Genomic DNA, 14,340 nt, shown 5'->3' on the forward strand with positions numbered 1-14,340 from the left:
TAAAACAGCTGAATTTATATAATGATTGATCGATTTGTTCATTTTTTTCGTATTCTTTATATAGGTTATTGTACAAAAGTCGTAAGCCTGGTTTTTAACTCAAATTCCTATTAAAAAGGAGAGAGCAGTTGAATGAACATTAAGCACTTGTTTCAAAAAAACATGAGTTTTGGTATGAAGTTAATCCGCTTACACCACGCTAACGCTGTCCTTTTTCTAGTTTTGAGTGTGACGGGCTTTATCTTATTTTCATCTTCATTCCGCTCAACTCTTCCAACATTTAGAGTGTGGATCAAAGATATCCATGTTTGGATCGGCATCCTTTTTTGTGTGCCACTCCTTCTTTACATCCCTAAAATAAAAAAACACCTTAACACGTTAAGTAAAAAGAAAGAACACCGTGTGAACCTATATATTGTACTTAGTGTTGTAACTGTTCTGATCATAACCGGACTGCAGCTCACGTTTCATCGTCAATTTCCACCGATTGTGAGCTCTGTATCTTTGTTCTTTCATGATGCTGCAACATGGTTCGGGGTTCCCTATGCCACTTATCACAGCATAACGAGAAGCAAGTGGTTTAAACGATTGACTGCAAGCAAGACTGTCTCTCAGCCTCAGGAAGAACCAATGATGATTAGTGAAGAAAATCCAATCTATAGAAGACGGACATTTTTAAAAATTTTAAGTGGAAGTATTATTGCGGTGGTGTTTCTGCCTTCATTCTTGAAATGGATTAAACCTTTTTTACCTGAGGATACAGGAAGCGGTGAACAAGCATTAACTGATGTAAACAAGTTGAAGCCATTGCCAAACCCAAGTCCAAAGTCTGCTCCTCCAGTTGGCGGTGGGCGAAGAGGGGAATTCCGCTATTACACCGTGACAGAGATTCCTGAGATCAATAATGATAATTTTAGCTTAGCGATTGATGGACTTGTAGACCGCAAAATTAAGTGGAATTGGAATCAGTTTGTGAATGTTCACCGTGACGTGCAAGTCAGCGATTTTCACTGTGTAACAGGGTGGAGTGTGTATGACGTTACATGGGAAGGGATTCCGCTCAAGAAATTGTTACAAGAAGCAGGTGTGAAGGAGAATGCAAAATATGTAAAGTTTTATTCGGCTGATGGTGTTTACACAGATACTCTTACGATCGATCAAGCGATGATGGATGACATCATGGTCGCCGTACTGATAGATGGTAAGCTGATTTCGCAAAATAATGGTGGACCAGTCCGTTTAATCGTACCAAAAATGTATGCGTACAAATCTGTGAAATGGCTGAATCGAATCGAGTTAATCGAAAAGGAGCATGTAGGCTATTGGGAAAAAAGAGGCTATGACAAGAATGCCTGGGTAAAATCGATCTAAAATACCGCAAATTAATATGAATTAGTCTTTTATGAAAAGGTGTATTCTGCATGTGGACAATAAATTAACTTTGTAGGTATCATGTGAACATTTTTCTCTGATGTATAAACACTCTTGATTAATTTCACGGTAACTTCACATATATTCACGGATGACGTTAATAATTTCACGGATAACCTTCATAATTTCACGAATAAAATAATTTATCCAATTTTTGACAAATTCCTCTTCTTTTCATTCAAAAGGAGTATTAAAATGATGAAAACAAAAGGTGATAAAGGGGATAAAGGTAATGGAAATCGTTGAGATACGTAATGTTAATGAATGTACAGATGAGCTTTCTGATCTATTAATAAAAGTAGTAAGTGAAGGAGCTTCCATCGGATTTTTGCCTCCGCTAAGTAAACAAGTAGCTGATGATTTTTGGAGAACCAGTGTGAAGCCTGATATTTTGTTTTGGATCGCTAAAGTTGATGAGAAGATTGCAGGTACCATCCAGCTTCACTTGTGCACAAAACCAAACGGCACTCATCGAGCTGAAGTAGCGAAACTGATGACACACCCAGCATTTAGACAAAAAGGTATCGGAAGGCAGTTGCTGCTTCACGCAGAACAAAGAGCAAAAGAAATGGGACTGTCGCTGCTTGTCTTAGATACAAGGGAAGGGGATCCGTCAAATCTACTTTATCAGTCGTTTGGTTTTCAAGAGGCTGGGCGAATACCCTTTTTCGCTAAGAATGAAAAAGGTGGATTAGATACGACCGTATTGTACTATAAAACGATTTGACTCATAACTTTTAGCCGTCACTTGAGAAGATATTGCTTTTCAAGTACGGCTTTTTTTGTTCTTAATGTTGCATAACGTGTGATTATAAATAGCAAGTTCAATCTTGATTCCTTCCTAATAAGAGGTAAGTTAACGAATTCGCCATAAAATTGTTACGAAAGTATGAATACCCTTATTTTCCCTATTAATTAATTCCCAATCCTTTACAATTGAATTGAAGAATATGATGAAGGAAGGGAGAGGTATTTATGGATCGCCAACTATTAATCTCAATTGTCATAATCATCATTTTATTTGAGAGTTTGTTTATTTACTTATTTCTTATGTATAAGAAAGGAAACATAGATCAGAACCCTCTATTATTACTCATTAATAAGGAGTGGAACATCTTATACCATGCTTTCTTTAAATGGAGAACTAGAAAACGTATGATGATTCAGAATGATAGTTACCTCTTTCATAAAAACTCCAGCTATTTTTATCTATTTCTAGCATTAATCCACGAACAGATCATTGAGATGATTGTGTTTCATATTTACCTTAAAAAAGAAGAACCTGATTTAGCTCTCATTATGCTAGTTTTACATATTTACAGTATTATCTACATGCTAGGTGACTATAACTTAATGAGAAATACCCCTTTTCTTATTACCAAAGAAAAAGTAAAGATGAAAATTGGTGCTAGACGATCTCTATATTTTGATTTAAGCGAGATTGACTATATACAGCCTGCCTCAATCAAGTACAACAAAAGTGGAGGTATCATAATTGAAGAGAAAGTATTCCATGCTACGGCTTTTCCAAGAATACTTACGATTATTTTTGGGATTAGCGATGAGCTGAAATACGAGATAGTTTTTAAAAACCCAGTACAAGCAAGAGGTTACTTTGGACAAAAACAAGAGATTAATAAAGTGCATCTTTATTTTGACCATGCGGGTGATTTTGTAGAGTCACTTCAAAATAGATTGTTGAAAATAGAAGGCGCAGTTAAAAGTAGTATTTAAATCTAGAAGTTACTCTATTAACTTTTGGTTAACTTATATACTTCTAGAAAGCACAGTATAGCTTGTTGTGTACAGCACGCCACTCTTATGTATAATGGTAATAATTCTAGCTTGAGGAGTGGTGAAGGTAATGAACGTAGCTCTACTCAGTAAATGGCACGTGCATGCTGTCGATTATGCACGAGAGGCAATGGAAAATAAAGAGATTACTATAAAAACAGTTTGGGATGAAAACCAAGAGCGTGGTACTCAGTGGGCGGAAGAATTAGGGGTATCGTATGAAGCGGACCTACAGAATGTGCTAGATGATTCGAACATCGACGGTGTGATCGTTACTACAGCTACCAACCGTCATAAAGAGGTCATCATAGCCGCTGCGAACCATGGGAAACATATTTTTACTGAAAAAGTCCTTGCGTTCACAGTTAAAGAGTGTGAAGAAATCTTCGAGGCAGTAGACAGAAATAACGTACAATTAATGGTCAATCTTCCAAGGCTAACAGAAAGTTTTTACCTGTATGCCCAACAATCAGTCGACAAAGGACTCCTTGGAGATCTTACATATATCAGATGCCGTGTTGCACATAACGGCTCTGTACCTTCAGAAGAAAATTCAAAAGGATGGCTCCCTCAACACTTTTATAATAAAGAAGAGTGTGGGGGAGGAGCTCTGATTGATCTAGGAGCACACCCCATCTATTTAACCAACCGTTTAGGTGGAAAAGTAAAAGCAGTAAGTGGTAAACTAAATGAATTTTACAGATTAGGTGTAGATGATAACGCTGTCGTTATGGTGGAGTATGATTCAGGTGCTATGGGGATGATTGAAACGGGGTTCTTGTCTTATGGAAGTCCACAGCAACTCGAACTTTACGGCACAGAAGGTACACTTATGGTTGAAGGGCAAGATGTAAGGATTAAGAGTAAGCACCTAGGGAAAGAGGATTGGGTAAAACCGGACCTTCCGAATCCACTTTCTTCTAATATGAAGCAATGGGTTGAGGCGATTAAAAATGGCTTACAGTCTATCGTAACAAGAGATGATATTTTGAACTTAACTGCTATTAATGAAGCGGCATCTATTTCAAGCCAAGAAGGTCGTCGTGTGGCGTTATCAGAATTAAAATCAAAGCAAAATATTTAAAGTGAATAAAAGGAATCAAACCTCCTGGTGCAGAATGTATGTTCGTAAACAGTTCTGTATGAGGAGGTTTTTGTATGTATCAAAAAACAATTCTATTGAATCAGATGGCTGCAAACTATAATGAGCCTAACTGGTTTGTGCCCATCGAACGAGCTCTTGAAGGACTAACAACTGAACAAGCGAGTGAAAAATCTGGTGACAGCAACTCCATATGGGAAATCGTCAACCATTTAATCTTTTGGAACGAACGCTATTTAGAGCGGTTTAAAGGAAATTCACCCGTTCGAAAAATCGAGAGCAACGATGAGACGTTTGAAAATGAAAATAATCAGGAGTGGGAGACTGTAAAAAAACAGTTATTTTCTGTTCTAAATGATTGGGCTGTCGCATTAAAAGAAGCAGATGATAGCATTTTTGAGATTTCTGCTCATGAAGATCGCCACGATCCTTGGTATTCTGTTCTTGCTAATATAAACATTCATAATGCTTATCATATCGGCCAGATCGTTGAGATCAGAAAATCAAAAGGAAACTGGGATTCTAATCAGGGTGTCCACTAAACACACCGCATCAGAAATAAAAAAGGGAGAAATAAATCTCCCTTTCCCCTTTCTTACGTGTTAAACCATTCACCTTTAAGCGCTCTAATGTAACGGTCTGCAGAACGTTGCACAATTTGATCGGCATCTTTTTTTACGTGACGATTGAACGCGTTATATAATTCCTTAAATCTAAGTGAGGCTACTTTTTTTGCCATTCGGTCTACCGTGCTTGCGGGAAGCGGAATGATGTTTGGATAACTGTACATAAAGCTTATCCATTTACGATCTGGAACTACTTGAATAACATCACCTGTTAATAAAACACCAGCTGCGCCGCTTTTTTCCCAATGAAGTACAGCGGCACCCTTATAATGACCCCCAAGTCGATGTAGAACCAGTCCATCGGTGATAACCTTCTCTTCACCGCTCCAATAAACGATCTTATCACTTTCTTGTTGAACCCATTCTTTGTCGTCTTCATGAATATAGATGGGACAATCGAATGTTTCTGCCCAACGTACTTGAGTGGAATAATAGTGTGGGTGTGATAAAGCGATCGCATCGATTCCACCCATCTCACGAATACGATCAATGGTTTCTTGATCGAGGAAAGGAATACAATCCCATAACAATCTAAAATGGTTCTCTTCAATGAAGTAAGCGGATTGGCTGATCGCAAAATCAGGTTCTGTCTTTAAGCTGAAAAGACCAGGTTGTTCGTTCACTATTTTATTTCTATATTTACGAGAATGAACCATATCATCTAATGTTGTCCACTCTTGACCGTTAGGGTTTATGTATTGTCGTTCTTCTTTACAGATCACACACTCTTCTAGTGGGATAGAAGATGCAGGATATTGTGTTCCACATGTTGTACATAGAAATTCTTCCACTTTGTGTTGCCCCCTTTTTAATATGTTACAAGCTAAGTCTAGCAAACCATTTATGGAAAGTATTGTTAGACGACTTAACCCTTCTTAGGTTTTCGTTTTAAAATTTAGTAGAAGGGAATTAGTAAACAAAACATAAAGGAGGTGGCTAGCATGTCTGTTTATGACCAGATCAGCTCGTGTTGCAGCAGGATCGAGAAAGCAGACACAAAGGAAGACGTTTTACGCGAAGTAGATAAGCTGGACAACTACGCCTCTTATCTAAACGCAGAAAAAGCAAAAAGACTTCACATTTATTGTGACAACATTCGTAAACTAAATGTGGATGTCAAAAATGAAACCGTCAACCAAGCAGGATTTATCCGAAATTTATTTATCTAACATAAAAATCCCTCATGATATTTTCATGAGGGATTTATACGTTAATCGAATCTTGTTTCTTGAAGTGCAGCCTGTGTTTCATGAAGGTGCCTTAAATATTCTTTAGCATGATGAAGCTGTTTTTTTTCTTCTTCTGATATCCCTTCGCCTGCGTTATGTACAGATTGCTGAGCAGTTTCGAGGCATAACTTTGCTGTTTGAAAACAGGACGGTGTTTGATTCGCTTGAGCTTCGATCATGGCTTCATCGGCACGTTTTACATGATGTAACGCTTCTTGAATCTTAGGACTTAACTGAGAATCCATCTGTTGGTCTCCTATTCATCATTTTATTTTTTGGTCTGATAAAGATTTCTTACGAATAAGATGAAGACAGGCATGAGTTGTCCATCTTATACGTGGAGGTCTTCGATGATTTTAAAATACGTACTGCTAGGTTTATCTCTTGCTGCTCCGATCGGACCGGTTAATGCTGCTCAGATGGACCGAGGAATCAAATATGGGTTTTGGCAAGCTTGGATGGTAGGATTAGGTGCAACGGTTGCAGATGCACTGTACATGCTTATGGTCTATATGGGGCTTGTTAGCTATATAAATACCCCATTTATCAAAACATTTCTTTGGCTCTTTGGAAGTTTTGTTCTTCTTTATACGGGATTGGAGACGTTTAAAAAAGCTGCCGTAGAAAAAAAGAGCAGTCAGCAAGATTACACCGTACATAACAGTAGAAGTTTTATGGCGGGTTTTCTTATGTCACTTACCAATCCTCTTACTATCTTATTTTGGTTAGGAATATACGGTTCTATACTTGCAGAAACCGCCACGAAATATTCGTTAGAAGATCTACTTCTCTATAGTACAGCTATATTTTCTGGCATTTTATTATGGGATTTTACAATGGCCATCGTATCAAGCAGTTTTCGTAAGATGCTGGCTGACCGCATTTTAAATTGGATTTCAAAGCTATCAGGATTATCATTGATCGGATTTGGTTTTTATTTTGGTTATAAAGGTATATCGCTTCTTTTATCGTAAGACAGCTGCCGAATTTCAAAAGCTGTCTTTTTTCTTTTATCAATGAATATTCAACTGCTTAAGATAAACAATAATACTTGAAAGCAGGAGGGTATTATTGTGAAGAAAACCAATTGTAGTGCACCGGTTCAACCTAATGATAAATCAGAAATAAAGAACATGGCTTGGTGGCAGCTCTCGCTCGTTGGAGTAGGATGTACCATAGGAACAGGCTATTTTTTAGGGTCTACAATTGGAATTCAGCTTACAGGCCCATCGATCGTCTTTTCTTTTATATTAGCAGCTTTAGGAACTTACATCGTGTTTCAGCTATTAGCAAAAATGACAGCAGCAGATCCTCAAAAAGGATCGTTCTGCTATTATGCCAGTCATGCTTATGGAAAATGGGCGGGTTTTAGTTGTGGATGGAATTATTGGGTCTCAAATATATTAATCATGGGGAGTCAGCTAACTGCACTATCCATTCTCTCGCAATTTTGGTTGCCGCATGTTCCGCTTTGGATCTTTGCAGCAATTTATGCTGTCCTAGCCATTGTTGTGGTATTAGCGGGGACAAAGAAATTTGATCAAGTCGAAAACTTATTGGCTGTCATAAAAGTAGCGGCAATCGTTATGTTTATTATATTGGCAATCGCAGGGCTCATCGGATTTGTTGATGGCAAAAACTATAACCTCACGATACCTAACACGTTCAACGGTTATTTTACAGGAGGACTTCAAGGCTTTTGGTCGTCCCTTATTTATGCGTTTTATGCATTTGGCGGAATAGAAGTGATCGGTATGATGGCGATGCAACTGAAAAAGACAGAAGATGCTTCAAAAGCGGGTACGATCATGCTTTTTATTCTTACTATTATCTATGTCTTATCAATCGGACTTGCCGTGACTACTGTTGCTTTAGAATCATTTGATCACAAAGAAAGTCCGTTTGTTACGGCGATGGAAAGGTATCATCTAGGTTTCTTTCCGCATGTATTTAATGGAGCGATCATTATAGCTGGTTTCTCAGCGATGGCGGCAGCTCTCTTTGGAGTGACAAATCTTTTACGAACGCTTGCAGAAGATGGAGATGCTCCAAAGATTTTTGCGAAGACGATTAATTTCAAAAAACTCCCACTACCCGCGATGGGTTTAGGTGCGGGAGGCCTTTTGGCGAGTATCATCACAGCTCTGCTTCTTCCAGGCCGGATCTATGAGTACATCACAACAGCAGCAGGAATATTACTGTTGTTCAACTGGTTGTTTATCATACTGTCTTCGTTGAAAATCTTAAAGCAATCTTTGTGGGTGAAGCTAATGTCGATCGTCGCAATCCTGTTAATCGTATTAGCTGTAACAGGTACATGGTTTGAAGAGACCATAAGACCCGGACTATATGTTAGTATCGGAATCTCCGCACTCATAGGAATAATTGCTTTTGTTATTGAAAAGAAACGCAACGGTCATGAAAAGAAGTTGGTATAACTCTGAAAGAAGAAAAGCCGTTCCTAAGGGAGCGGCTTTTCTTATCGATTCAGGAATAAACTTAATCTTTGACATAGTGTCTAGCCGAAACGACCGTATAGTGCCATATGAAAAAAGGAAAAGCTCATCAACCGGTACAAAGGAAGTTTCGAATCTGAGAGAATCCATACCGGACACGTTGGCGGCGACCGCCGACCCAAATATAGCCGGTTACGCTGTTTTGGCGTATGGCAACTGGAAAGAACCAAAAGTCACGGCCAAACTGACCTGGACGGCGAAGACCTAACAGTCCCCAATTTCCTAAACAGCTACACAATCGTGCACGTATTTGAGGAGGCTGAAAAGTTTGAGTGAAAAAAGGTTGTGGAATCTGGCTTTGTGCAAATTGTTGGGGGGGTGGTGAAAATGGACCTGCTTCATCTTCTTCCATTTGACGCTCGATAAATTGTGATTCGTCGATCGAGTGCTGATGTTGATGATTATATGGATGATTGTTCATGGGAAAATTGTTCATAGTAAAGTTCCTCCTTCCTTCAAAACAGTTTGTTCGGTATATGAATATGATAGCCGCTTCTTTAGAGTAGCTTGTTCGTTGTACATAATAGTAAAATCAGAAAGAAATGGGCGAAATGATGGAGGTTTATTAAATCATATGAGAGCAATGATAATCGAACGCTACGGAAAGGACGTAGCACTTCAAGAATTAGAAATGGTTAAACCTGAATTAGGAGAGCAGGATCTTTTAGTCCGGATACACGCTGCAAGTATTAATCCAATTGATTTTAAAATAAGAGACGGTAAAGTGAAAATGCTGTTATCCTACAAGATGCCCTTAGTTCTTGGTAATGATTTTTCAGGAACCGTAGAACAGGTTGGGAGTAAAGTGACTAAATTTCAACCAGGAGACAAAGTTTTTGGCAGACCAAGAAAGAGCCGAATCGGAACGTTCGCCGAATATATTTCAGTTCATGAAGAAGATGTGGCCATCGCACCAAATAACATATCTTTAGTGGAGAGTGCTTCACTTCCGTTAGTTGGACTAACAACGTGGCAAGCTTTTCATAAAGTTATTCATTTGAAAGAAGGACAAAAGATTTTAATCCATGCCGGTGCGGGTGGGGTAGGAACATTTGCTATCCAACTTGCGAAAGAAATGGGAGCTTATGTAGCAACTACAGCTAGTGAGAAAGGATATGATCTTGTAAAGTCTTTAGGAGCTGACGAGATCATCAATTACAAAGAACAAGAATTTGAGAAGGTTCTTAAAGGGTATGATGCTGTCTTTGATACGTTAGGTGGTGTCTCTTTAGAAAAGTCTTTTCAAGTGTTAAAGCCTGGTGGAAAGATTGTTTCGGTTTCAGCCGTTCCTAACAAAGCATTTGCAGAAGAAAACAACTTGGGCTTCTTCAAAAAAGTGATCTTTTCTATTGTGAGTAGCAAGTTAACAAAGCTTGAAAAACAACATAACGTTCACTATCATTTCCTATTCATGAAACCGAGTGGGGAACAGTTAAGCAAGATTGCTGATTTAGTTGAAAAAGAAGAGATCGTACCTGTAATCGATAAAGTCTATCCATTTAAACATGCACAAAAAGCGATCGAATATGTAGAAACGGGGAGAGCGAAAGGGAAAGTAGTCATTAAAGTGGAGCCTCCTCTAATTGCGAAAGATTGAAGGAACTCTAACTAACTTTGTGGAAGTTTATTTAACAACAGAATAAATACAAAAAGTAGGATGAGTTCAGATGATTAAATATCCATTATTAAATGAAAAAGCATCGATAGGAGTAACTGCTCCTTCATCAGGTGTTCAATCAGCTCTTCATGACATGTTTAAGCAAGCCTGTCTTCAAATGGAGAAGCGAGGCTATGAGGTAACTTGTGGAGAAACGGTTTGGACGCAGAATAAGGCGAAGTCTGCTTCAGCAAAAACGCGAGCTGCTGAATTCAATGAGATGGTAAGAGACCCGAAGATTGATGTAATCATCCCTCCTTGGGGTGGTGAGCTATTAATCGAAATGTTAGAACATGTTGATTTCACGAATTTGCCGAACAAGTGGATTTTAGGTTATTCAGACACAAGTACTCTCCTCCTTCCCATCACTTTGAAAACAGGAATCGCGACCGCACATGGGACAAATTTCGTCGATTTAAGAGGAGAGTATTCAGATGAAACAACAGCCATGTGGGAAAAAGTTCTCTCAACAAGAGAAGGTGGCACCGTTCTTCAGAAGTCTTCTGAGAAATATCAAAAAGAATGGCAACACGACGCACCAACACCATATGTGTTTCATCTCACTGACGATACAGAGTGGAAAACGATTTCTGGTAAAAACGAAACGGTTTCTGGGCGTCTGCTAGGCGGTTGTATTGATACGATTCGTCATCTGATCGGAACAGCTTATGGCGACGTCGCACATTTTCATCAACAGAAGATTAACGGTGAACCTATTTTATGGTATTTAGAAAACTGTGAAATGAACACTACGGATCTAAGAAGATCTCTCGTTCAAATGAAGTTAGCGGGCTGGTTTGAAAATTGTTCTGGTATTCTTTTTGGCCGAAGCTCTGCAAATGAACCAGTTAATGATTACACAGAGGAAGACGTATATAGAGAAATGGCTGAGGAATTGAATATTCCAGTCATCTACGATGTGGATTGTGGACATGTACCGCCTCAGATCACATTTGTTAACGGAGCATATGCCGAAGTTGAAGTAAAAGATGGGAAAGGAACGGTTTTACAGTATTTTCGTTAATATTAATTCCTTATATTTTTAAAGCAATCAGAAGTTGTTCCCTTAGTGAAGGGGACAGCTTTTTTTCTGGTGAAATACAGAGCTAAACGCTAAATTGTAAATTTTTCAAAAATATGGTTTAAGTTTAAACCTTAAGTGGTACATAACCTATACAAACGCATTACATTTGTTGTGCATTCGTTTGTATACCATTTGTGAGGAGAGATGAAATGAAAAAGTTTTTTGGGTCTGCACTTGCCGCGATTATGATGTTTGCTATGATGGCAACGGGGGTTTTTGCTGAGTCTAATGATGCGATGGTTCGTATTGTACATGCTTCACCTGATGCACCAGCAGTAGATGTTTATGTCGATGGAAAACCAGTAGTCGAAGGTGCGGAGTTTAAGGCAGCAACAGATTACATGCCATTGCCAGCTGGCGAACATAAAGTGGAAATCTATGCAGCGGGTACTAAAGATAATGCTGTAATCTCACAAAATTTGACCGTTGAAGCAGGTAAAGCTTATACAGTAGCTGCAGCAAACATGCTAGAAATGATTGAGTTAGTGGTCGCAGAAGATTCTATGCAGGCAACTGAAGGAAAAGCGAAAATTCGTATCGGTCATCTTTCTCCAGATGCACCGACTGTAGATGTAGGATTGATCGGTGGAGATGCTTTGTTTAGCGGAGCTTCATTTAAAGCATTCACAGATTATAAAGAACTAGATCCAAACACGTATGATTTAGAGATTCGTACTTCAGACGGTACACAAGTGCTTGATCTCTCTGGAACAAAGCTTGAAGCAAATATGGTATACAGCGTATATGCAATAAACACTGCTGACAAACTTGAAGTATTGGTTCTTCAAGACTCAATGGTAATGCCATCTGAAATGCCTAAAACAGGGATGGGTGGAGCATCTGATGATTCATCAGCAAACTATTCAGCTGGAATCATCGCAGTAGCTGGATTGGGTGCACTAGCGTTTGTCCTATACCGCAAACGTACAGCTCAATAATGATGAAAAAACAAATATTCTTATTTACAACCATTTTCCTGCTGAGCAGCTGCTCAGCAGGAAATAACAATGAAAGTGACGATATACAAGAATATAGTCAGAGGGAGAATCAAGTTTCACCTCAAGAAGAACCAGATACAAAATCAGGTCAACAAACTGATTCTATGGTGAACATGAATAACGATGATGAAAAAAACGATATGCCAAATAAGACCGAATCCATTGGTATTGTCCCAACAAAACTTGAGATTCCAACTTTAAAAGTGAGCGCTTCTGTAGATGGACAGGGGCTAAACAAAGACGGACAGATGGAAGTTCCAAATAACGGAAAAGATGTTGGTTGGTATGAGTTGGGTGCAAAGCCAGGAGCAAATGGGAATGCGGTTATCGCTGGTCACGTTGATGATTATAGGGGACCTGCTGTCTTTTTTTATTTAAAGAACTTGAAAGCAGGCGACCTCATTCACGTTTATGGAAAAGAAAATGAAAAAGTTTCTTTTCAAGTGGAAAAGGTCGTTGCCTATAAAAAAGACGAAGCACCATTGCGTGTGATATTTGGACCTAGTCAGCAGCCTAGGTTGAACCTTATAACATGTACAGGTGTATACAACAGGAAAAACAATGAGCATGAGAAACGGTTGGTCGTTTATGCGAAACGAATCAAACAATAAAAAGAGCAGAGACCATCTACTGAAGATGATTCTGCTCTTTATTTTTAACTATAACATCTGTTTAACGATCTTTTTCTTGATCAATCACCATTCAACATGCCGAACACGCCTTTAGCTAGGCTACCTTCATCGCTCGATCCGCCTCTATGCGGAGCTGCAGCAAACACACGACTTGCTAAACGGCTGAACGGAAGTGATTGGATCCAAACCGTTCCCGGTCCTCTTAATGTGGCAAAGAACAAGCCCTCACCACCAAAAAGTGCTGTTTTCACACCTTTTACCATCTCGATATTATAATCAACACCACTCGTCATCGCGACTAAACATCCTGTATCTACACGCAACACTTCGCCAGGTGCCAATTCTTTTTTGTGAATCGTTCCACCGGCATGGACGAATGCCATCCCATCTCCTTCAAGCTTCTGCATGATAAAGCCTTCACCACCGAAGAATCCGGCACCAATTTTACGTTGAAATTCTATGCCAACAGAAACCCCTTTTGCAGCAGCTAGAAAAGCATCTTTTTGGCAGATCACTTTACCACCGAGTTCACTTAAGTCCATCGGAATGATTTTTCCAGGATAAGGAGAGGCAAAAGACACGTGTTTCTTACCGTGCTCTTCATTCGTAAACGTTGTCATGAATAGACTTTCACCAGTTAGAACCCGCTTGCCGGCATTGAACAGTTTGCCCATTAACCCGCTTCCACCTGCTGAACCTGAACCATCTCCGAATATTGTCTCCATCTCGATACCGTCTTCCATCATCATTAAAGCACCAGCTTCAGCAATCACGGTTTCTTTCGGATCTAACTCTACCTCGACAAACTGCATGTCATCCCCGTAAATTTTATAATCGATCTCGTGGTTGTTCATGTTCTTTTCCCCCAATAGTAATTATTCATGAAAGTACTTAATCAATAACCCACATTAAAATACGCATCACAATTCTATTAAGTTTCAAAGGTTTAGAAATTTTTTACCGTTCTGCAGAAGTCCACAGGATCAAGCGATAAATAAGATAAACACCAAGATAAGAGCCTGCGACTAAAAAGAACGGATTTAATAAGACTCCATGGATGTTTGTCATGAATACGGTGTTATCGTGAATGATTTGCTGAATGGCGATAGCTGCCAGATCACCAAATATAAGCGCGGCAATAATGGCAATTACATTAAATAATAGACGGCTTTTTGGCCAAACAGTTTGCAGCCAAAACATGCCGACTGGGACTAACAGACTCCCAACAAGTATCAATAGTTTCATAAAAAAATCACCTCAATAGCATTTTG

17 protein-coding genes are annotated in these 14,340 nt (G+C 39.0%); 12 read left to right on the forward strand and 5 right to left on the reverse strand.

Annotated elements, in window-relative coordinates:
- Positions 1 to 132 precede the first annotated feature (132 nt).
- The 5 genes from ABE65_RS05620 (at position 133) to ABE65_RS05640 (ending at position 4,869) form a co-directional block, all read left to right on the forward strand.
- Positions 133 to 1,371, forward strand: a complete 1,239-nt coding sequence (locus ABE65_RS05620; RefSeq protein WP_066392237.1) for a molybdopterin-dependent oxidoreductase — start codon at positions 133 to 135, stop codon at positions 1,369 to 1,371.
- 283 nt (positions 1,372 to 1,654) lie between these two features.
- Complete coding sequence (locus tag ABE65_RS05625; protein WP_197480357.1) at positions 1,655 to 2,158, forward strand: GNAT family N-acetyltransferase; 504 nt, start codon at positions 1,655 to 1,657, stop codon at positions 2,156 to 2,158.
- Positions 2,159 to 2,406: 248 nt separating this feature from the next.
- Positions 2,407 to 3,165: a hypothetical protein gene (locus ABE65_RS05630; protein ID WP_066392241.1), complete on the forward strand. Its 759-nt coding sequence runs from the start codon at positions 2,407 to 2,409 to the stop codon at positions 3,163 to 3,165.
- Positions 3,166 to 3,295: 130 nt separating this feature from the next.
- Positions 3,296 to 4,309 carry a Gfo/Idh/MocA family protein gene (locus ABE65_RS05635; protein ID WP_066392243.1) on the forward strand — a complete coding sequence of 338 codons (1,014 nt, stop codon included), beginning with the start codon at positions 3,296 to 3,298 and terminating at the stop codon, positions 4,307 to 4,309.
- Positions 4,310 to 4,383: 74 nt separating this feature from the next.
- Positions 4,384 to 4,869, forward strand: a complete 486-nt coding sequence (locus ABE65_RS05640; protein ID WP_066392244.1) for a DinB family protein — start codon at positions 4,384 to 4,386, stop codon at positions 4,867 to 4,869.
- A gap of 53 nt (positions 4,870 to 4,922) precedes the next feature.
- Here ABE65_RS05640 and ABE65_RS05645 read toward each other — a convergent pair whose 3' ends face one another.
- Positions 4,923 to 5,744 carry an MBL fold metallo-hydrolase gene (locus ABE65_RS05645; RefSeq protein ID WP_066392245.1) on the reverse strand — a complete coding sequence of 274 codons (822 nt, stop codon included), beginning with the start codon at positions 5,742 to 5,744 and terminating at the stop codon, positions 4,923 to 4,925.
- A 150-nt stretch (positions 5,745 to 5,894) separates the two neighbouring features.
- Between ABE65_RS05645 and ABE65_RS05650 the strand changes: the two genes are divergently transcribed.
- On the forward strand, positions 5,895 to 6,122 hold the full coding sequence (locus tag ABE65_RS05650; RefSeq protein ID WP_066392247.1) for a hypothetical protein: 228 nt from the start codon (positions 5,895 to 5,897) through the stop codon (positions 6,120 to 6,122).
- A gap of 41 nt (positions 6,123 to 6,163) precedes the next feature.
- Here ABE65_RS05650 and ABE65_RS05655 read toward each other — a convergent pair whose 3' ends face one another.
- The gene (locus ABE65_RS05655; RefSeq protein WP_066392251.1) at positions 6,164 to 6,427 is read right to left on the reverse strand and encodes a hypothetical protein; all 264 of its coding nucleotides are present in this window, start codon (positions 6,425 to 6,427) and stop codon (positions 6,164 to 6,166) included.
- 105 nt (positions 6,428 to 6,532) lie between these two features.
- Between ABE65_RS05655 and ABE65_RS05660 the strand changes: the two genes are divergently transcribed.
- Together ABE65_RS05660 and ABE65_RS05665 are read left to right on the forward strand one after the other, a co-directional pair.
- Positions 6,533 to 7,156, forward strand: a complete 624-nt coding sequence (locus tag ABE65_RS05660) for a LysE family transporter (RefSeq protein ID WP_231887856.1) — start codon at positions 6,533 to 6,535, stop codon at positions 7,154 to 7,156.
- A gap of 159 nt (positions 7,157 to 7,315) precedes the next feature.
- Entirely contained in the window at positions 7,316 to 8,620 is a 1,305-nt protein-coding gene (locus ABE65_RS05665; RefSeq protein WP_066399805.1) for an amino acid permease, read from the forward strand.
- A 127-nt stretch (positions 8,621 to 8,747) separates the two neighbouring features.
- Here the strand turns inward: ABE65_RS05665 and ABE65_RS22175 are convergent, their stop codons facing one another.
- Positions 8,748 to 9,134, reverse strand: a complete 387-nt coding sequence (locus tag ABE65_RS22175; RefSeq protein WP_066392257.1) for a hypothetical protein — start codon at positions 9,132 to 9,134, stop codon at positions 8,748 to 8,750.
- Between the two features lie 138 nt (positions 9,135 to 9,272).
- Here ABE65_RS22175 and ABE65_RS05675 point away from each other — a divergent pair, with 138 nt between their 5' ends.
- The 4 genes from ABE65_RS05675 to ABE65_RS05690 all read left to right on the forward strand — a co-directional run bounded on the left by ABE65_RS05675 (position 9,273) and on the right by ABE65_RS05690 (position 13,048).
- Positions 9,273 to 10,295 (forward strand): NADP-dependent oxidoreductase, encoded by a 1,023-nt coding sequence (locus ABE65_RS05675; RefSeq protein ID WP_066392265.1) that lies wholly within the window; start codon positions 9,273 to 9,275, stop codon positions 10,293 to 10,295.
- A 70-nt stretch (positions 10,296 to 10,365) separates the two neighbouring features.
- A complete protein-coding gene (locus ABE65_RS05680) occupies positions 10,366 to 11,379 on the forward strand; it encodes a S66 family peptidase (RefSeq protein ID WP_066392266.1) in 1,014 nt (337 codons plus the stop codon).
- Between the two features lie 209 nt (positions 11,380 to 11,588).
- Positions 11,589 to 12,377 carry a DUF4397 domain-containing protein gene (locus ABE65_RS05685; RefSeq protein WP_066392268.1) on the forward strand — a complete coding sequence of 263 codons (789 nt, stop codon included), beginning with the start codon at positions 11,589 to 11,591 and terminating at the stop codon, positions 12,375 to 12,377.
- Positions 12,377 to 13,048 carry a class F sortase gene (locus tag ABE65_RS05690; protein WP_082861304.1) on the forward strand — a complete coding sequence of 224 codons (672 nt, stop codon included), beginning with the start codon at positions 12,377 to 12,379 and terminating at the stop codon, positions 13,046 to 13,048. The genes ABE65_RS05685 and ABE65_RS05690 overlap by 1 nt, the downstream gene beginning before the upstream one ends.
- Before the next feature lie 80 nt (positions 13,049 to 13,128).
- Here the strand turns inward: ABE65_RS05690 and ABE65_RS05695 are convergent, their stop codons facing one another.
- Both ABE65_RS05695 and ABE65_RS05700 read right to left on the reverse strand, forming a co-directional pair.
- Positions 13,129 to 13,923 (reverse strand): TIGR00266 family protein, encoded by a 795-nt coding sequence (locus ABE65_RS05695; protein ID WP_066392269.1) that lies wholly within the window; start codon positions 13,921 to 13,923, stop codon positions 13,129 to 13,131.
- A 103-nt stretch (positions 13,924 to 14,026) separates the two neighbouring features.
- A complete protein-coding gene (locus ABE65_RS05700; RefSeq protein ID WP_066392270.1) occupies positions 14,027 to 14,314 on the reverse strand; it encodes a transposase in 288 nt (95 codons plus the stop codon).
- Between the last annotated feature and the right edge of the window lie 26 nt (positions 14,315 to 14,340).

Origin of the sequence: Fictibacillus phosphorivorans (assembly GCF_001629705.1) — a bacterium.
Lineage (GTDB): Bacteria > Bacillota > Bacilli > Bacillales > Fictibacillaceae > Fictibacillus > Fictibacillus phosphorivorans_A.